This is a genomic window from Streptomyces sp. NPDC016459 (assembly GCF_040632845.1).
Taxonomy (GTDB): Bacteria; Actinomycetota; Actinomycetes; order Streptomycetales; family Streptomycetaceae; genus Streptomyces.
The window spans coordinates 1-17590 of record NZ_JBEYCR010000018.1 but is presented as its reverse complement, the minus strand read 5'-3'; the positions used below and the strand labels follow the sequence as shown (position 1 = coordinate 17590).

At 68.3% G+C, this 17590-nt stretch carries 14 protein-coding genes and 7 pseudogenes; 13 read left to right on the top strand and 8 right to left on the bottom strand.

What is annotated here, in order from left to right:
- The first annotated feature begins 68 nt into the window (after nucleotides 1-68).
- The 4 genes from ABZ567_RS28670 to ABZ567_RS28655 all read left to right on the top strand — a co-directional run bounded on the left by ABZ567_RS28670 (nucleotide 69) and on the right by ABZ567_RS28655 (nucleotide 2849).
- Nucleotides 69-761 carry an SDR family oxidoreductase gene (locus ABZ567_RS28670; RefSeq protein ID WP_360795103.1) on the top strand — a complete coding sequence of 231 codons (693 nt, stop codon included), beginning with the start codon at nucleotides 69-71 and terminating at the stop codon, nucleotides 759-761.
- 123 nt (nucleotides 762-884) lie between these two features.
- Nucleotides 885-1160, top strand: coding sequence for a hypothetical protein (locus ABZ567_RS28665; protein WP_360795100.1), 276 nt, complete (start codon nucleotides 885-887; stop codon nucleotides 1158-1160).
- Between the two features lie 165 nt (nucleotides 1161-1325).
- Entirely contained in the window at nucleotides 1326-2330 is a 1005-nt protein-coding gene (locus tag ABZ567_RS28660; RefSeq protein ID WP_360795270.1) for an NADP-dependent oxidoreductase, read from the top strand.
- A gap of 324 nt (nucleotides 2331-2654) precedes the next feature.
- Nucleotides 2655-2849, top strand: a complete 195-nt coding sequence (locus tag ABZ567_RS28655; RefSeq protein WP_360795097.1) for a hypothetical protein — start codon at nucleotides 2655-2657, stop codon at nucleotides 2847-2849.
- A 3-nt stretch (nucleotides 2850-2852) separates the two neighbouring features.
- Here ABZ567_RS28655 and ABZ567_RS28650 read toward each other — a convergent pair whose 3' ends face one another.
- Nucleotides 2853-4310, bottom strand: a complete 1458-nt coding sequence (locus tag ABZ567_RS28650) for an NF041680 family putative transposase (RefSeq protein ID WP_360795094.1) — start codon at nucleotides 4308-4310, stop codon at nucleotides 2853-2855.
- A 548-nt stretch (nucleotides 4311-4858) separates the two neighbouring features.
- Here ABZ567_RS28650 and ABZ567_RS28645 point away from each other — a divergent pair.
- A complete protein-coding gene (locus tag ABZ567_RS28645) occupies nucleotides 4859-5608 on the top strand; it encodes a 3-keto-5-aminohexanoate cleavage protein (RefSeq protein WP_360795267.1) in 750 nt (249 codons plus the stop codon).
- Here the strand turns inward: ABZ567_RS28645 and ABZ567_RS28640 are convergent.
- Nucleotides 5568-5690 (bottom strand): annotated as a pseudogene (locus ABZ567_RS28640) (MOSC domain-containing protein); the annotation flags it as partial. The gene ABZ567_RS28645 and the pseudogene ABZ567_RS28640 sit on opposite strands and share 41 nt — an antisense overlap.
- 703 nt (nucleotides 5691-6393) lie before the next feature.
- Between ABZ567_RS28640 and ABZ567_RS28635 the strand changes: the two are divergent.
- Nucleotides 6394-6807, top strand: coding sequence for a hypothetical protein (locus ABZ567_RS28635; RefSeq protein ID WP_360795091.1), 414 nt, complete (start codon nucleotides 6394-6396; stop codon nucleotides 6805-6807).
- A gap of 620 nt (nucleotides 6808-7427) precedes the next feature.
- On the opposite strand, the gene ABZ567_RS28630 is transcribed toward ABZ567_RS28635, so the two are convergent.
- Complete coding sequence (locus ABZ567_RS28630) at nucleotides 7428-8462, bottom strand: helix-turn-helix domain-containing protein (RefSeq protein WP_360795088.1); 1035 nt, start codon at nucleotides 8460-8462, stop codon at nucleotides 7428-7430.
- Between the two features lie 107 nt (nucleotides 8463-8569).
- On the opposite strand from ABZ567_RS28630, the gene ABZ567_RS28625 reads away from it, so the two are divergent.
- A complete protein-coding gene (locus ABZ567_RS28625; RefSeq protein ID WP_360795085.1) occupies nucleotides 8570-9472 on the top strand; it encodes an alpha/beta hydrolase in 903 nt (300 codons plus the stop codon).
- Between the two features lie 7 nt (nucleotides 9473-9479).
- A complete protein-coding gene (locus ABZ567_RS28620) occupies nucleotides 9480-10808 on the top strand; it encodes a serine hydrolase domain-containing protein (RefSeq protein WP_360795082.1) in 1329 nt (442 codons plus the stop codon).
- Here ABZ567_RS28620 and ABZ567_RS28615 read toward each other — a convergent pair.
- Both ABZ567_RS28615 and ABZ567_RS28610 read right to left on the bottom strand, forming a co-directional pair.
- Nucleotides 10807-11133 (bottom strand): annotated as a pseudogene (locus ABZ567_RS28615) (ISAzo13 family transposase); the annotation flags it as partial. The gene ABZ567_RS28620 and the pseudogene ABZ567_RS28615 overlap by 2 nt on opposite strands.
- A gap of 458 nt (nucleotides 11134-11591) precedes the next feature.
- Nucleotides 11592-11735: a hypothetical protein gene (locus ABZ567_RS28610; RefSeq protein ID WP_360795079.1), complete on the bottom strand. Its 144-nt coding sequence runs from the start codon at nucleotides 11733-11735 to the stop codon at nucleotides 11592-11594.
- Between the two features lie 920 nt (nucleotides 11736-12655).
- Between ABZ567_RS28610 and ABZ567_RS28605 the strand changes: the two are divergent.
- The 4 genes and pseudogenes from ABZ567_RS28605 to ABZ567_RS28590 all read left to right on the top strand — a co-directional run.
- Nucleotides 12656-12989 (top strand): annotated as a pseudogene (locus tag ABZ567_RS28605) (MerR family transcriptional regulator).
- 472 nt (nucleotides 12990-13461) lie between these two features.
- A complete protein-coding gene (locus ABZ567_RS28600; protein ID WP_360795076.1) occupies nucleotides 13462-14067 on the top strand; it encodes a hypothetical protein in 606 nt (201 codons plus the stop codon).
- Nucleotides 14068-14286: 219 nt separating this feature from the next.
- Nucleotides 14287-14763: pseudogene (locus ABZ567_RS28595) on the top strand (AAA family ATPase); the annotation flags it as partial.
- A gap of 56 nt (nucleotides 14764-14819) precedes the next feature.
- A pseudogene (locus tag ABZ567_RS28590) lies at nucleotides 14820-15722 on the top strand (IS701 family transposase); the annotation flags it as partial.
- 109 nt (nucleotides 15723-15831) lie between these two features.
- Here the strand turns inward: ABZ567_RS28590 and ABZ567_RS28585 are convergent.
- Nucleotides 15832-16023 (bottom strand): annotated as a pseudogene (locus tag ABZ567_RS28585) (hypothetical protein); the annotation flags it as partial.
- A 10-nt stretch (nucleotides 16024-16033) separates the two neighbouring features.
- Here ABZ567_RS28585 and ABZ567_RS28580 point away from each other — a divergent pair.
- A pseudogene (locus tag ABZ567_RS28580) lies at nucleotides 16034-16312 on the top strand (tyrosine-type recombinase/integrase); the annotation flags it as partial.
- A gap of 164 nt (nucleotides 16313-16476) precedes the next feature.
- Here ABZ567_RS28580 and ABZ567_RS28575 read toward each other — a convergent pair.
- Nucleotides 16477-16824 (bottom strand): hypothetical protein, encoded by a 348-nt coding sequence (locus tag ABZ567_RS28575; RefSeq protein WP_360795073.1) that lies wholly within the window; start codon nucleotides 16822-16824, stop codon nucleotides 16477-16479.
- Between the two features lie 122 nt (nucleotides 16825-16946).
- On the bottom strand, nucleotides 16947-17435 hold the full coding sequence (locus ABZ567_RS28570; RefSeq protein WP_360795264.1) for a hypothetical protein: 489 nt from the start codon (nucleotides 17433-17435) through the stop codon (nucleotides 16947-16949).
- Nucleotides 17436-17590 lie beyond the last annotated feature (155 nt).

The window sequence follows — 17590 nt, the reverse complement described above, 5'->3', positions numbered from 1 at the left end:
CATGTTTAGATTGGTTGCGTAATCTAATTCGGGGGTGCCGTCGGCACCCGTCAGGACCAGGAGCCGGCATGGAACTCAAGAACGCGGTCGCGGTCGTCACCGGCGCAAACCGGGGGCTCGGGCGGCACCTGGCAGCCCAGCTCGTCGAGCGTGGCGCGAAGGTGTACGGCGCGGCCCGACGCCCCGAGGCGGTTGACGTGCCCGGCGTCATTCCGGTGCGGCTGGACGTCACGGACGAGGCGTCGATACAGGAGGCCGCCCGCGTGGCGTCCGATGCGACACTGCTGATCAACAACGCGGGCATCTCCACCGGCGTGACGCTGATCCGAGGCGACGTGGCTGAGGTGCGCCGCGAGATGGAGACCAACTTCTTCGGCCCGCTCGCCGCGACCCGCGCCTTCGCCCCCGTCATCGAGGGCAACGGCGGCGGCGCCGTACTCAACGTCCTGTCCGCCCTGTCCTGGTTCCACCCGGCAGGCCTCGGCTCCTACGCGGCCTCCAAGGCCGCCGCCTGGGCGCTGAGCGACGCGAACCGCGAGGAACTGGCGCCCCGCGGGATCACCGTCTCGGCGCTGCACGTCGGCTACATGGACACCGACATGGCCGCTGGCGTGCCCGCCGATCAGAAGGTCGCCGCCGCCGACGTCGCGGCCCAGGCCCTTTACGGCATCGAGACCGGCCTGCCCGAGATCCTCGCCGACGAGACCAGCAGGTACGTCAAGCAGAGCCTGTCCGCGACGCCCCAGCCGAATGCGGGCTGACGCTCACCCCCTCCACCACGGCACGACGGCCTTCCAGGCCCCCTTGCGCGAGAACTTCTCCTGCGTTACACGGCCTTCGGCCGCAAGACCGGACTACGCGTCTCCGAGTACGCGCTCGGCACCGTGAACTTCGGCACCGGCTGGGGCGTCGGCGCCGAGCCCGACGAGGCCCGCCGGATCTTCGAGGGGTTCGCCGAGGCCGGCGGCACCTTCCTCGACAGCGCCGACAGCTACCTCGCAGCCCTCGACGTCCAGCTCACCGACGAGCAGTACGCGCGCCTCGACAAGGTCAGCGTCATGCCGCTCGGCATACCGCACGAGGGCGTCGCGGGCTCGCTGGGCCTCCTCCAGGGCGGCGACGCGGGCAGCGTCATCGCCTCGGTCGTGCCGGTGGCCTGAGCCCGGAAACACGGCCGCCGCAGGGCTCTCCGTGCAGGCACTGGCCACTGTCGTGCCGACGCGGAGCGCGCGGACCAGAAGAACACCACAACTGTCTCGTAACGAGACAACCCCTCACGGACACCCCTCCCGCTTGGACGGGAGACCACACGAACGGAGATGACGATGAAGGCCTTCATGGTCGAGAAGTACGGTGACGCGTCCAACATGCGTGCCGCCGAGATAACCGCCCCCCAGGTGGGCGCCGACGACGTTCTGGTCAGGATCGACGCGGCGAGTGTCAACCCGCTGGACATGAAGATCCGCGACGGTGACCTCAAGCAGATCCTGCCCTACCGTCTCCCGCTCGTCCTGGGCAACGACCTCGCCGGGACCGTCGTCCGCGTCGGATCGTCCGTCACCCGCTTCGCGGTGGGCGACGAGGTCTACGCGCGGCCCGACAAGGACCGCATCGGCACCTTCGCCGAACTCCTCGCCGTCCACCAGGACGACCTGGCGGCCAAGCCCGCCACGCTCACCATGACCGAGGCCGCCTCCCTCCCCCTGGTCGCCCTGACCGCCTGGCAGGCCCTGGTCGAGCGGGCCAAGGTGCAGCCGGGCCAGAAGGTCCTCATCCACGCGGGCGCCGGCGGCCTGGGATCCATCACCATCCAACTGGCCAAGGCACTGGGCGCGCACGTGGCCGCCACCGCGAGCACCGCCAAGATCGACCTCGTCAAGGACCTCGGCGCGGACGAGGTCATCGACTACCGCACCCAGGACTTCTCCGAACTCCTCACCGGCTACGACCTCGTCCTGGACTCCCTCGGCGGCGAGAACCTCGCCAAGTCCCTGCGCATCCTCAAGCCCGGCGGCCTGGCCATCTCCGTCGCGGGCCCGCCCGACCCGGCAAGCGCCCGCGAACTCGGCTCGAACCTGGTGCTCCGCCTGGGCATCGCCGCGCTCAGCGCCAAGACCCGGCGCCAGGCCAAGCGTCTCGGTGTCACGTACTCCTTCCTGTTCATGAAGGCCAGTGGCGACCAGCTGCGTGAACTCACCCCCCTCATCGACGCCGGGAAGATCCGCTCCGTCGTCGACCGGGTCTTCCCCTTCGACGAGACCCTTCAGGCCATGGAGTACGTCGAAAAGGGCCGCGCAAAAGCCGGCAAGGTCGTCGTCTCCATGACGTGAACCCAGGGCAACGGCCCTGCCGGACGCCGAGACACCCCCCGGCGTCGCGCTGGAGGTCACGCTCGGCAGACGGCAGGAACTCCCGCTCCACGAGGCCCACACTGCGGGCCTCACCCGGCTCCTCTGCCACGCCGCCGGCACCATCGGTGCCCGCAGCACGCCGGGAGGCGGCCGGTGCTTCCACCGCGACGGAACCGGGCTCGCCCGCCCGCTGTGGGAGCCGGCGGCCGGGCACGCCTGAGCCGGGGCCACCGGAGACCTCGCCCATTCAAGCCGGCAGAACGTTGGGCAGTCTGGTGTACATATGCCGCTATGCCAAAAAGCTTGTCCGAGCGCGTTCGCAAGGTCTCCGACGAGGTCACAGATCCGCGCTTCCGGTTCGTCCGTGACCACCACATCCACCAGACCACCCGCCAGCTGATGGACGAAATCTTCGTTACGTTTCATGGCGCAGACCGCAGCTTCGTCCGTGAGTTCCAGACCACCGGCTTCTCTCCTCGAGTGTTGGAGCTAGCTTGATCTTTAACCTGTGCGGCGGGGTCGTGGCCTGGTCGACTTCTTGGTCTGGGACGTGGTGGTGCCCGTCTGGCGGGGTGTGTGGACGTCGTGGCGTGGGGTGGGCCGGGTGTTCTTCCGGCCGGGAGGCCGTCCGGGTCCGGGGCGGGTGGGTTTCGGTGCCTGGGCCGGGCAGGCAGTCTTGGGGCGGATGTGCCGGAAGTCGCGGCGGACACGTGCCGGGGTAAGCCTGTCCGAGGAGACGGGCTTCTCCCATGGGTGGCGCCGGTCGGCTGCCAGTGGCCGGGCCAGTCGCAGTTGGGTGTAGGCGGCGAGGATCAGCCAGGTCCAGCGGTCGGCCGCTTCGGGGGTTCGGATCTTCGAGCAGGTCCAGCCGAGGGTCTGCTTGAACAGGCGGAAGGTGTGCTCGATGTCGAAACGACGCAGGTATGCCTGCCAGAGCCGGTCGGTGTCCGCTGCGTCTGCGTCGGTGCCCGACCACCACAGCCAGACCGGCTTCGGGGTGGCTCCGCTGGGCAGATGGGCGATGTCCAAGCGGATCACCGTTCCCTCGACGATCGGAAGGGTGCCGTCGGCCGCGGCCCAGGAAGAACGGTGGGTGAGCTTGGGGTGCAGCCGGTCCCAGGAGCGGGCGAGGGCGGTGCCGTAGAGGCGTGTGTCGGTGACGGTTTCGGTGTCCGGGGTGCCCCAGGTGTCGGGCTGTCCGAAGACGAACTCGCCGCCGTGCCGGGGCGGCCGGCCCCTGGTGTGAGGCTCCCGCGGCGGGGCGGGCCGACGCAGGACGCGATCCGAGCGCATCCGGGCCAGCACCTGCACCGGCAGATCCTTCAGCAGGAAGGCGAGGCGGGGCGCGTCGTATCCGGCATCCGCGATGACAAGCACGTCTGGGTCCCCGGTCTGCCACTGACCTGCGGCGATCAGCCGCTCGACCAGGTCCCGCAACTGCCGGCCGGTGACGATAGCGGTGTCGTCCCCAGGCGCCAGACGCAACGCGTCCAGCGGTGCGGTCCACGAGCTGCGGCCGGGTTCCAGCGCGCAGACGATCGAGTAGGGCCAGCCGGGAACGGGAATGTGCTGGTCCTTGCCCCGGCCGTAGGTGTGACACAGGATCCGCTGCGGTGAGGTGTGGGCGGCGGGCCGCAGCCAGCAGGTGACGTCGACGGCCAGGACCAGTCGGTCGTCGGCCGCCCGGGGCAGCGGCACCGAGGCCAGGGCTCGTCGCATCCGGTCTGGGTCGACCTGGCCCTGAGCGAGGGCGGCGTAGAGCCCTCCGTGACCACGGCGGTGTTCGCCGACCAGCGACAGCTCGGCCAGTGACCTCACCGGCTCGTCTCCGCACGAAACCGCGTCGGCAAGCTCGAACAGGGCATCCGGACGGGCGGTGAGACAGGAGTAGAACTCGCCCCGGAAGCATGACAGTTCCGTCAACGACTCTCGCCGGGCATCGTGATACAGCAGACTCATCCTCACGGCCTTCGTACTGGACGTGTGTGTTCCTTGGTCGGAGCACATGTTCAGACGAAGGCCGCTTCCGTGTACGGCGGATACCGAACCGAGTGATCAAGTACGACGCACCGTTCGAGGAACGGCTTCTACCGGCGGCGCAGAGACCCGGGGCCGCAACGAGTGGACCAGTCGCCGGCCGGCGACAACCGCACTCCACTGGCCCGCACGACGACAAGCCCGCTGGCTTCGAAAACGACTCGATCACCGACGGCCAGGAAGAGCGGGCTCGCCAGCTCGAAGGCATATCCGTCGTCAGTCTCGAGGTCCTTCACCAGCACCAACCGCGAGGTCGGCGTGGCTCCGTCAGCTACCAGGCGCATACCGAAAATGGTCCCACGCAGCCTGAGGCCACCTCGACCCTCTTCAGCAGCTGCCCAACGGCCCAGACGTTAAAGATCAAGTTAGTAGGGCGCGTGAATCGTAATCGCTCCGTGCCAGTCGATCTCGGTCTGAGTCCCGTCACCCTGCCAGGAGGCCTTCCGGTCGCGACCTGCGACGATGACGTCATGCTGCAGGTCTGTCTCAACGGTGCTCGAAGCCGCGCCGAGTGTTCCCATCTCCCGATGACCCCCGACGAACTGGCGGTGGCGGCCCGCGAGGCTGTCGCCGCCGGCGCCGAGGACATCCATCTGCACCCCAAGGACCGCGACGGCCGGGACACGCTGGAAGCCGCCGCCGTCGCCGCCGCAGTCAACGCGGTACGGGCCGCAGTCCCGGGCGTCCCTGTTGGGGTCACCACCGGCGCGTGGGCCACAGCGGACCCTAAGGCCCGCGCCGCGCAGGTCCGGGCATGGACCGTGCTACCTGACCACGCCTCTGTCAACTGGCATGAGGACGGCGCCACCGATGTGGCCGCGGCCCTGCTGGACCGGCGGGTCGGTATCGAAGCCGGTATCTACTCGGGTACTCCTGCGGCACAGCGGTTCCTGGACTGGCCCGAATCCCGCCGAGTCCTGCGCATCCTGGCCGAGATCACCGAAACGGCCCCGCAGGATGCGGTCCATGCCGCCACCGACCTGCTGGGCGAACTGGAATCAGTCGCCACGCCGATCCTCCTGCACGGCGAAGACACCGCTGCCTGGCCCGTCCTCCGCCTCGCGGCCTCCCGCGGCCTGGACACCCGAATCGGCCTGGAAGACGTGCTCCACCTTCCCGACGGCATACCTGCCCCGGACAACGTCGCCCTCGTCTGCGCCGCCCGCGAGACCATCACGCCCCGGTGGGGTGGTCCTGCAGGTCCACGCCACGGGCGGTGATGTGTTCGCCGAGCTGGCCCGCAGAGACGTCGGAGCCCTTGAGCGCCAGCTCGTCGAAGAGCTCCTCGTGTATCAGCCCGTGCGCCCACCGGCGTGATGCCGGAGGCCGCCGACAGCTGCTGGGGCCCGTCCAGCACAGCACCGCGCGGGCCGTCTCCAGTTCGGCAGCGGTGACGTCCAGGAGGCCCGGGCCCGGTTCGGCAATGTGCTGCTCGTGGATCTGCGTGCCCCTTTCGACTGCAGTTCCGGGCAGGGTGGTTTCACCCGACGGCGACCTGCATCCGTACGAGTGACAGAGGCCGAGCGTGAGTCGAGGCCATGTCAGCGGCCGTCAGGCCGCCTCCGATGAGCCTGAGTCGCCCACGCCAGCCTAGAGCCGCCGGCCTTGGAGCGGTCTACGAGCCGGAACGAGGCGTGCCCATCAGCCGACCTCGCCATAGGCGCTCAAGATGGTCGTGCCGATGACGCTATGACGTCGGGATGTACACCACCCGAACGCGGTTGTCCCGGTACTCCCACTCCAGCTTGCCCTCGCCGCTGACCTCGATCCGGTGGCCGAGGCAGAGCCGGACGATCGCAGCGTCCAGGACTCGCGCTCGGCGTCGTGGTGATGGGCACGGCAGGACGTCGATTCGGCGACGGCCGGAAAGACGCGGTTGGTGCCACCGGTCCATGACTTCGCATCGTCCGGCGTGTTCGCCACAGGCTGGCCGGTGCCTCCGCGCACAGTGAAGTCGTGGGCCGCCGTCTTGGTGGCTTTTGCTTCACGACGAAGGGAGATGCCAGTGACTGTGGTCGGTGACAGCGCGACGGGGGAGGAGCTCGCCGAGAGTTTGCTGGAGGGGGTGGTGAATGAGCCGATGCGGGCCGCGACGAAATTGCTGGGGGCTCACAGTGACGGTTACTGGCTGCGACGTCTCACCCACGACCAGGAACTGGCGGCTGCGGTCGACCAGCCGCTGATCGGCCTTTCCGCCCGGTATCCGGCGGTCCACTGGGACGGCGTCGGCCACCTCCTGAAGACCTCAACGTGGTCCCAGGGAGCCTCCAGAAGCCAGGCGGCCGTCCTGCAGTTCGCCGCATCCCTCGTGAGCCGGTGCCCCGTACAGCTCGGCACGGTGACCCACGCGCTCGACGACGCCGAATTCCAGTTGCTCCTGACGGCCATGGAAGAGGCTTCGTACGGCGACCCCCGCTGAGCTGCACGGGGGCTCGTGGCGGCACCGCAGCACCTGGCAATCGGATGATGCAGGTTCTCTGGGCGCCGTGTGTGCTGTGAAGATCAGACGGCGGGGGCGTATGAAGGCCCGGTGAGCCGGCCCGGGTGGGCGAAGAATCGGGTCGGCCACCTTGAGCAGATCGGTCCGCAAAGAGGGGATGTCTCCCCGGCTTGCTCGCTGCGTTTCGGAGAGGTTGCGCTTGCTCACTGGCGCTTGCTCACTGGCGTTCCTGCCCCGGTGAGGCGGCCACATCCTCCCGCTGCGAGGGGTCTGACCTCGGCTTCCGGCCTCCGCACTCCGGCTTGCGCTGCAGATCATCGGGCAGGGGACTACAGCACCCCGCCATCGGTTCCGAGGTGCGACACGTGCGGATGGCTCTGTACGCGAGAACGGCCCGCGAATAGAGCCAGTCATCCGACGCTGACGGCAGGTCTCAAGCAGAAAGGCTTGGATTCCCCCGCTGCGGGCCGGTTAAATCCGAGCCTTTGCAGTTCTGGGGGCCTGTCGAAGAAGACCGGGTCGACGGTGTCCGGCGTAGTCCGGCTATCCCCGCTGCCTGGCACGACCGCGTCCTTGCAAGCTCGGGGAGGCGCATCCCCTCATTCCTGCAGTAGCCGCCATGCGGTGAGGGCGAGTCTGACCCGTGTCAGCCCAGTGGATGTGGTGAGTTCGACGTCCAGGGTCTTGGCGATGCGTTCGAGTCGGCGGGCGACGCTGCTGTGGTGCAGGTGGAGGAGCTCGGCGGCCCGGCGTATGGAGCCGGTGGCGCAGTATGCGTCCAGGGTTTCCATGTGTTCCGGGCTGTCGGCGATGCGGGCGATGGCGGCCACGTCGGTGTTGTCGCGTGAGACGTCCGGAGATATCTCGGCCAGGAGAGCCAGCGCGCCCAGGTCGGCGTAGTGGACGACAGGCGCGCGAGGGGTCGTGAAGCGGAGAGCGGTGCGGGCTTCCCGCCAGGATCGGCCGGGACTTCCGGCGGCGCCGATGCCCGCGCGTACGCCTGCCGGAAACCGGGCGGGGTCGATCGCGGTGGCCAGGATGACGCCCACGTCGGCGAGAGGTGCTGCCTTAACCGGGCGGGCCGGGCAGATCAGGCCGCCGATCTGGTCGAGCGGGAGATGTGAGCGCACGGCGGCCACGTGGACCGGCAGCTCGGCGGCGAAACCGAGGAGCCGCAACGCGCGCGCCCTGGTCACCTCGTCGCCGTCGGGGCCGACGGCGAGCTCGACGAGGGCGGGGTCGGCCATGGTCGTGCGAGCCGGGCCGTACCGCTCGACGGCTGCTGCGGTGGCGATGGCGAGCCGGTCGAGGAGTACCTCGTCGAGAGGATTGGGAGGCCCGGGGCGCTCCAGCCACACCGTGCCGATCTCCTCCTCGTCGAGAATGATCGGCACGGTGGTGGACGCGGGCGACGGCGGGGCGGAGGCGTGCCTGCCGTCGGCCGTGAAGCGGGTCGCCCGGCCCGTGTCGTGGAGCCGGATACCGGTCACGCACTCGGCCAGGCCCGCCGACGCCCGAGCGAGCGCCGAGAGATCTACCCGTCGGCGCATCAGCGTGTCGTAGAAGGCGATGATGCGGATTGCTCCGTCGACGTACGGATCGAGTCCCGACAGCCGTACGGCCAGTGCTTCCATGGCAGAAGGGTAGAAGAACGAGGACGCGCCGATGGGTGCGTGATCGGTGCGGGATGCGCGACGGATGTCGGACGACCCCTCGGGGCTCGGCCGCAAGGATGGTCGCCATGGATCCCGAACTCGAAGCGTTCATCCCCTTCCTGCCGTACATGGACATGAACGACCCGGTCGCCGCGCGCAAGGACTTCGCCGAACGGGCGGCGGCGACGCCGGCACCAGACACCTCCCGCATGGACATCGAGGACCGTACGGTGTCCGCCGATGCCGGTGCGGATGTGGCGGTGCGGGTCTACCGCCCGCACTGGGCCCAAGGCGCCGTCGTCTGGCTGCACGGCGGCGGCGGAGTCTTCGGTGACCTGGACACCGAGCATCCGTGGGCCGCCCGGATCGCGGACCTCTCCGGGGCGGTGGTGATCTCGGTGGGCTATCGCCTGGCGCCCGAGCACCCGTTCCCGGCCGCCCTCGACGACGCCTACGCCGCACTGGCCTGGACGGATGAGCGCGCGGACGAACTCGGCATCGACCCGGCGCGGATCGCGGTCGGGGGGCACAGTGCAGGTGCGAACCTCGCGGCTGCGGTGTGCTTGCGGGCGCGAGACGAGCAAGGGCCGGCGATCTGCTTCCAGCTGCTCAACCAGCCGGGACTGGACGATCGGCAGGAGTCCTGGTCAGCGCGGAATTTCACCAGCACCCCCTGGTTCGATCGCGACAAGCTTGCCGCGGCGTGGCGGCACTACCTGGGGTCCCGGCCCGCCACCCCGTACGCCGCCCCGGCGCGGGCGGCCGATCTGTCCGGCCTGCCGCCGGCCTACATCGCCACAGCGGAGTTCTGTCCGAACCGGGACGAGGGCATCGCCTACGCGCTGCGCCTGATGCAGGCGGGCGTGTCGGTCGAACTCCATCAGTGGCCCGGCACATTCCACGGATCCCAGGCGATCCTCTCCGCCGATGTCTCGCAGCGGCAGAACGTCGAACTCGGCGCCGCTCTGCGCCGCGCGCTGGCCGAATGAGTCGTGGATGGCGACCCGCTCGGAGAGAGTCCCCGATGCACTCACCGATCATGAAAGGACGGACGTCTTGAAGATCCGACTGGCGGTATGCGGAAGTGTGGCCGCGCTGAGTGTCTGTGCGGGCACGGTGGGGGCGGTTCCCGCGCCCGATGAGACGAGGCCCGTGCCGGCCGCCGACGCGAGCCCGTCGGTCGGCTTCGATCCCGCGGAGCTCAAGACCGCCCTGGACGATGTCCACGGTGCGGGGATCCCCGGGGTGTACGCCGAGGTGCGCGACGCCAGCCGAATATGGCGTGGGGCTTCCGGGGTCGCCGATGTCAGGACCGGGCGTCCCGTCAAGCCCGACATGCGGCAGCGCGTCGGCAGCATCACCAAGACCTTCACCGCCGCCGCGATCATGCAGCAGGTCGAGCAGGGCCGGATTGGACTCGATGCGCCGATCGGCGACTATCTGCCGCAGCTGGTACCGGGAGAACGTGGCAGGAGGATCACGGTCCGCATGCTGCTCAACAACACCAGCGGTTTCCCCGACTACATCCGCTATGCCTTTCCTTCTCTGCAGGACATGTCGTCCGAGAGCCTGGACGAGAACCGGTTCAGGCAGTTCCGCCCAGGCGAGCTGATCGAGATGGGCGTCAACGCGCCTCCCGCCGCCGAGCCCGGAGCCACCCCGGGGGTGTACTCCAACACCAACTACCTGCTCCTCGGCCAGCTGCTGGAGAAGGTGACCGGTATCCCGGCCGAGGAGTACATCACCCGCAACGTCATCGAACGCGCGGGCCTCCGGCACACGGGCTTTCCGGCCGGGCCCCGGATCGCGGGGCCGCACTCGCGGATGTACGAGGCCTTGTGGGGCCTGCTCGACCCCCCGCGGGACTACAGCGTCTACAACATGTCCTGGACGGGGACGGGGGCCGCTCTGGTTTCGACTATGGAGGATCTCAACCGTTTCTACCGCAAGTTGCTCGACGGCAAGATCGTCAACCGATCGTCGCTGGCGGAGATGCAGCGCACCGTCCCGGTCATCGCACTGGACGGAACGACGATCCAGTACGGCCTCGGTCTGCACAAGGTCGAAAACGGGGGCTGCGGCACCTTCTGGGGCCACGACGGCACGGTCTGGGGGGCCGGAACGGTGTCCCTGACCTCGGCCGACGGCACACGCCAGATGTCCGTCGCGGTCAACCTTCAGAGGTGGAACGAGATGGACTCCTCGGGTATGGCGCAGCACCACCCCATCGACGACGCGCTGAAGACGCTGTACCAGCAAGCGATGTGCGGCAGCGGCGCCCAGACCGAGAACACCCCGTACGGCCCGGCGATCACGTCTCGTTGACGGTCTGGTAGCTGGTCAGGGGCCTGGCGCGCCCAGTTAACGATGATGCGGCAGAACATGCGGTGTTCGGTCCTGTTCCACTTCGATGTTCCGGGTGGGAAGTGGCAGACGGTGATCTCGAGGCCGTTTTCAGGGCGAAGGCGGCAAGGTGCTTCTTCCATGTCCAGCGGCGGAGGTCGTTGGAACTTCCGCAGTCGGCGGTGATCAGCAGCCTGGGGGCATCGGGGTGATCGGTGCGTCCGCGCTGCTGCCACCATCGGTGGATGGATTGCACCGCAAATTCGCCCGTGTCGTGGTCGGTCCCGACGTTGACCCAGCCGGTGTTGCGGGTGTTGTCCCGTAGGGGATGACCATGGGGTGGTGGTGATGAAGGTGTGCAGGCGAAGTTCCTCCCGGCTGGTGGTGGACATGGCCTGGCAGGAAGGCCGAGCGGGTGCCAGCCGATGGCCGAGGTGCTACTCGCGAGGGTGACAGCATGAACCTTGGCGTCGGCAGTCCGACAGGCACCCCGAAGCTGGTCCCCAGTGCAGCATTCGCACGGCACGTTATGCGTCGTAGCGATCCCCTATCACCTCCGTCCACCATTCGGGCCGGACCGTCTGCCCTCCGGGGCACCGACGCCTGGTGACGCGCTCGGCGGTGGGGAAGTCGGACTGGGCGGAGCGCACCTGCAGCCGTCCAGGAGCAGCGGCGTGCGGCAGAGGTGACAGGGCTCTCTGTCTCGACGAGATCCTCCTGCCCAGAGAAGGCTCCAGCCACGAGATCGCCTGCTGGGCGGCGCCTTCATAGTTCCGAGACGACCAGGACCATCACGTGGGCGACTTCGACTGCGATCGGGCGTACGAGGCGGTCGAGGAAGGCCCGGGTGCACTCGCGGGCGTCGGCCGTGGAGCGGGCGGTCGCGACGTTGACGCTCATCGTGTCCATCAGGGGCACCGTGGTCTCTGGATCGCCATCGCCTGGGGCGGCCCGTCCGGTACTTGTGCACCGGGTGTAGGGGGTAACCCGGCGATGACTGCCCCTGCGTCTTGTGGTGCGCTGTTCGAGGTCGATTAGCTCACCGCTGGACGGGCGAAAATCTGTGTCGGCCGGAGTAGATATTAGGCATCGGTGTGGCTATTGTTTCTCCCGTAGCCAAGAAGGACCGCAGGGCCCGGCAGAGACGAACTGCCGGGCAGCAGTACACGCGATTGCAGTTCGCAGGACGGTGCGGCGGTGGAGTTTCGAAGCCAGGGTGGTTGCAGGACGGCGACGGGGCTGACGGCCGGACCGGGTGGCCCGCAGTGATCAGGGGCCGCCGCAAGCGGGACTGCGGGCATGGCAGTTGTGCGGTACCCGTGAGTGCAGTACGCAGTACCCAGCAGTGAAGTCAGTGAGCGGTACCCCCGGTGAAGGTGTCGGCTGCGGACGCGCGCACCGGGAAGTTCGGCAGTGGGGTTCCAAGCCAGAGCAGGCGCAGGACGGGCAACGGGGCTGGCTGCCGAAGAGCGACGCTGTCACAGTTCGTTCAGCAGGTCGCATCACCAGCAGTACCCGCAAGAGAGCAGTACCAGTAGTACGCAGTACCCCGTAGTAAGTAGTTGATCACTGAGGGAAGAACGGAGGAACGAAGCACCATCAGGATCGCCTGGACAGAGTCTTGAGTCCGGGTACCGCAGGACATCGTTAGTGAGGTGGTCTCCGGTCAAGCAACCGCGATCCCCGCAATCCCGGCAGCAGTCAGGTCGGGTCTGCGGACACAGAAGGCCGGCGCGGTATCAGGGCCGGCAGGTGGTGTAGCAGTTCCTTCGGGGCCCCGGTGCCGTACGGCACCAGGGCCCCTCCACGCGTTTCAGAGAGAGGTGCAGATGACAGCAGACGACACACGCGGGCATCTCGACGACGACTATCCCGCCTACACGATGGGCCGGCCGCCGAGATGCTCGGCACCCCCCCGCCTTCCTGCGCGCCATCGGCGAAGCCCGCCTGATCACCCCGCTGCGCTCCGTCGGCGGCCACCGCCGCTACTCCCGCTACCAGCTGCGCATCGCCGCACGGGCCCGCGAACTCGTCGACCAGGGCACCCCCATCGAGGCCGCCTGCCGCATCTTCGTCCTCGAAGACCCACTCGAGGAAGCCCAGCGCATCAACGCCGCATACCGCCGCGCCGCCGAAACGGCCCACCCGTCGGCCGCAGCCTGAGACGACACCCGTCCGCCGTCCGCCGTCCGCCGGGCACCGCGCACTTACCCGCGGAGACGTTTCCTCTGGTGACGGGGTGTGACGCCGACAGCATGGCCGCCGTTCTTGGGACCCCGGACGCCGGGCACGAGACCCCGGACGCCGTGGAGGAGCGCAGCGAGGACGACCGCAGGAAGGACCCGAGCGAGGACCGTCCGGCACCGGCCGAGGAGGCCGCCCCGGCCGACGACAGCGAGGAGCGCAAGGAGCCGTCGACCACTTTCGACGCCCGGCACCATGACGTCGTCCAGGCCGCGCGGGCAGGACGGCTCAGTGGGGCCGCGCAGCTCGCCGCGATCGGTGAACGCGAGGACATCACCGCGTACGGCTTCAACAGTGACCAGGCGGCACTGTGGCTGATCACCCGCGCCCACGTGGCGGAGTTGTCCGGAAGCCCGGCCAAGCCGCGCAGCTCCGCGCTACCGTCGCCCGCATGGGCAAAGATCCAGAGTGGTGGACCGACCACACCGCAGCACCGGCCTGGCACAGCGTCCCCGAGCCGCTCACCCCCGAGCCCCCGCACGGCACGACGCAGCCACCCGCAAAGCGCCGGCGCACCTGGCCGTACGCCGCAGCGGTCGCAGCCCTGGCCATCACCGCCGCAGGCATCTGGGAGCAGCGGGAGGCCGGGCAGCAGCGCGAGGAGCGTGCGCGCACCGCCGCCGCCTACAAGGGAAGGTCGGGAGCCGAGCTGAGTGTGGACGGCGTCAGTGCCGAGCTGGTCGCCCGGTGGAACGGTGACCGCGACCGCGTCGTCATCGAGCTGCGCACCTACGCCGACAGGAAGGCCAGGTATCTGCGGCTCGACGCGGCGGGGGAGAGCGCCCGCGCCACGAAGGGGACAGATCCCTGGATCGCCAAGACCCCTGAGGTCGCGGTGCCGGTCAAGGACCCGATGGCCGACGTCACGGTCCGGATAGCGGTCGGCGGAGCGACATGGAAGGAAGGGGACCAGGCCCCCGTCCGAACCGTGCGCCTGTCCCCGACCGGGGCGGCGTACGACGCCGAGACCGGAGAGCAACTCCCCTCCGATCTCTGAATCTTCAGCTACGAACTGGCCCCGGGCCGCCCCCTCAGGAGGCGACGCCGAGATCAGTCCGCGTTTACCGCAGACCCCGTTCCGCCCGGCAGGGGTGCCGTGCTCGTGCAGGCAAAAACCGGGTGTCAGAACATTCTGACACTCCAGATTCGGTGTCCGGCCGCGCGCGGCCGGAAGCTACGCTGCGGCCATCACCACGGGAAAGTGGAGAGGACGGGCATGGCAGGCAAGCGCGTAGCGTCATACAGCGAGAAGGGCGGGGTGGGGAAAAGCGCGCTGGCCGCAGGGCTGGCAGCGACCGCCCGCCGCCGCGCCCACGCGGGCAAGATCGGGACCGTGTACGCGGCGGACCTGGACCCCCGAGGCACCCTCACCTCTGAACTCGGTCTCGACCCCGAGGCGCTGCCGTGCAGCCTCAACGACCTCCTGGCCGCCGATCCCAAGGGCGAAAAGGGTCTGGCGGCCGATGTCCTGCTGGAGGCCTCCGAGGCATGGTCGGGCATTCATGTGCTGGCCGCCGAGCGAGCGCTGGCCCACCGCGAGACGGACCAGTCTACCGGCATAGAGTTCCGCCTGCGGAACGGCCTTGACGGAGTGGTGACGGACGACGACCTGGCGGTGATAGACCTCCCGCCCCGTGCCGGCGGCAAACTGGTCGTCGCCGGACTGACGGCCGCTACGCACGTCGTCATTCCCGCCACGCTCGACGAGAACGGCCGGATCGGCGCCCGGGAGGCACTCGACACAATCCGGCACGGCAGTACTGCGGAGCGCTCGGGAAGCGGGCGAACTGCCAGGTCGCGGTCAGTGTCCATGCCACCACCGACACCGCTTCGTGCCCGCTGGACTGGGAGTTGTACCTGCCTGGGGAGTGGACGGATGAACCGGGCCGCTGCCGCCGGGCCGGCATCCCGGACGGCACCGTCCATCAGGAGAAGTGGCGGCTCGCACTCGGTCTGCTGGACAACGTGTCCGGGTGGGGACTGACTCCGCCGGTGGTGGTCGCCGACGCGGGTTACGGCGTCAGCGCCCCCTTCCGCCATGGCCTGGAGGAACGGGGCGTGTCCTATGTGCTGGCGCTGACCGGGAAAGAAGTGGCGCACGCCCTGGATGTCGAGCCCCATCAGCCGGGTTACGGAGGGCTTGGACCGCCGACGCTTCCCCGTTACCGGACGGCACCGCAAGCGCTTTCCGTCCACGCGGCCGAGGCCGCTGCCGCGGGCCGCTTTGCCGAGGTGGCTTGGCGGCAGGGCAGCAAAGGCACGATGACCTCACGGTTCGCGGTCCTGGCTCTGCGCGCGGCGGGCAAGCAGTCCCTGGCCGCCGCCCAGGCGGCAGGCGGCGGACGCAACCGGTGGGACGGTGTCCTGCCCGTTTCCACCGTGCTGGTCGAGTGGCCCGCTGACCAGGAGATTCCGACCGGCTTCTGGATATCGAACCTGCCGCCGGAAACTCCCCGTGCCGAGCTGGTGCGGTGGGCGAAGATGCGCTGGCGCATCGAACACGACTACCGCGAGCTCAAGCACGGTCTGGGCCTGGACCACTTCGAAGGCGGCACCTGGCGCGGCTGGCATCACCACGTCACCCTCGTCACCGCCGCCCAGGCCTTCCTCACCCTGCGGCGGCTCGACCCACAAGCCCACACGCCGACCTGACCCTCTACCAGGTCCTCGACACCCTCCAGGACCTACTGCAGTGCTGGACCGGCACCTGCACCACCTGCGGCCGACCCCTACCCCGCAACAGAACCAGACGAAGAACCTAACGAAGCACTACTAGCAGCGTGTCGCTGAAGGAGGGCGTCGCGTCGGGTGCCGGTCGCAGCGCGGTCGAGCGGGCCAACCGCCAGGACTGGCGGCCGTTCCAGTGGCTCAGGGGTGCATAGCGCAGGACGGGGTCGCTGGTGCGTTCGGGTTCGGCCGGGGCGAGGCGCCAGCGCTGGCTCTCCGCGCTGTCCTTCACCGCTCTGCTTCACCGTGCCAGGCTCCGCCGCATCCGGTTCCACGACCTCCGCCACTCGGCGGCGACGCTCCTCCTGGAGCAGGGGGTGGAACTCGTTGTCATCAAGGAACTCCTCGGCCACGCCCACATCGGCGTCACTGCCACCGTCTACGCCCACGTCCGGCTCCGCCTCCAGCGCGACGCTATCGATCTTCTTGGTAACTCCCTCCGTACCTCCGCCGCCATCACCGGCCAGCCCGACGATGGCGACACCCCACCGCTTTGCGCAGCCACCGTCCGCTGACGTTGCCGTCAACTACTGCCGTCAAACGCCAAGAAGCCCCACCGGAGTGTTATCCGGTGGGGCTTCTTGGCATTCTGACGCAGGGCTGATTTCCTGATTTAATTCGCCATCCGGCACATGCAGTTCAACTCGCCCAGGTAATAGAACGCATGTAAAGCGCCAGACTAAGGTCGCACCTCGATGGAGATCATTCCGATATCTGGGAGGGCGCTTGGCGGCTCATCCCCATACCATGCGTATTCGATCGCCGAGAGGCATCCATTGGTAGCCCAGAGAAGAATCTCCCCGAACAGTGAACCTGTTTTGTCCACAACTGTTGCATCCACCGGAATCACGCCGGTGACTCCCGGTGACCGAGGAGCTTCTTCCGACACCAGCAGGTCGACGCTCGCTGAATCTACTCCCCATTTTGCAACCACCTGTACGAAGTCAACTTGGGCTCGCAGTTCAGCTGCGCCGGGGAATTCATTGGCGAGGATCAGCTCAACTACAGCCCTCTCAACTGGGCTCATGGGGCGAGGAGTGATTGCAACGGGCACGGCGGGATGCCTCCGGGTAGTCGCCCCCTCGGGGGCGAGCGCTGCGAGTTCTTGGAATTTAGAGGCTGCCCAAAGAGCGCCTCGCACAGATTTTCCTAGCCGGGGAATTTTCCAGGAATGAATGCCGTGCCGAGCCGGGGGACTCCATTCACTACGGCTCCTCGGATCGTCACCGTCTCTCCTGAAATTTCTCGGTTCACCTCGTACCTTCCTGCAGCTGGCAAATCCGTAGCGCCATGAAGACTATCCATGATCGAACGAAGGGCTCCCTCTCGCCCCCCGGTCTTGGCCACCAGATCCCCAAACCCATGCTTGGCCGGGTCAATCACGTGTTCAAGATTCGCTGGCGTATTCCATGACGACCACGCCTGATCCAGGGTCTCCGCCGTCACACCGCAGCCAGGTTCCGTGTTATGTACCAGGACCGGGGTAGCCCCCGCCAGCACATAGTACGTGTGGATGCGGTTGACGGTCAGGTCAAAGGTCCGCTGTTGCTTCGTGTAGTGCCGGACCGCAGTCACCTCGACGGTCATGCCGTCCGACGCGTGGAGCGTCGTCCCCGACGTGATGTCGCCCGCGTTGATCCACTTCTTCAGGCTGACTGCCCAGAAGGGGTGGGTGTCCGTGGCGGTGATCTTCGCTTTACGAGTTGGTGCGTGATAGTGGTTGAGGCAGCGTGCCTGGCTGGTGGCATGATCCGGCTGTGGTGATCATGGTCAATCGGGCGGTGCTGGCACAT

Coding starts and splice junctions, on each gene's coding strand:
- ABZ567_RS28670 (WP_360795103.1), top strand. CDS start 69: ATGGAACTCAAGAACGCGGTCGCGGTCGTCACCGGCGCAAACCGGGGG.
- ABZ567_RS28660 (WP_360795270.1), top strand. CDS start 1,326: ATGAAGGCCTTCATGGTCGAGAAGTACGGTGACGCGTCCAACATGCGT.
- ABZ567_RS28650 (WP_360795094.1), bottom strand. CDS start 4,310: ATGAGTCTGCTGTATCACGATGCCCGGCGAGAGTCGTTGACGGAACTG.
- ABZ567_RS28645 (WP_360795267.1), top strand. CDS start 4,859: ATGCTGCAGGTCTGTCTCAACGGTGCTCGAAGCCGCGCCGAGTGTTCC.
- ABZ567_RS28630 (WP_360795088.1), bottom strand. CDS start 8,462: ATGGAAGCACTGGCCGTACGGCTGTCGGGACTCGATCCGTACGTCGAC.
- ABZ567_RS28625 (WP_360795085.1), top strand. CDS start 8,570: ATGGATCCCGAACTCGAAGCGTTCATCCCCTTCCTGCCGTACATGGAC.
- ABZ567_RS28620 (WP_360795082.1), top strand. CDS start 9,480: ATGGCGACCCGCTCGGAGAGAGTCCCCGATGCACTCACCGATCATGAA.
- ABZ567_RS28610 (WP_360795079.1), bottom strand. CDS start 11,735: ATGGACACGATGAGCGTCAACGTCGCGACCGCCCGCTCCACGGCCGAC.
- ABZ567_RS28600 (WP_360795076.1), top strand. CDS start 13,462: ATGGGCAAAGATCCAGAGTGGTGGACCGACCACACCGCAGCACCGGCC.
- ABZ567_RS28575 (WP_360795073.1), bottom strand. CDS start 16,824: ATGAGCCCAGTTGAGAGGGCTGTAGTTGAGCTGATCCTCGCCAATGAA.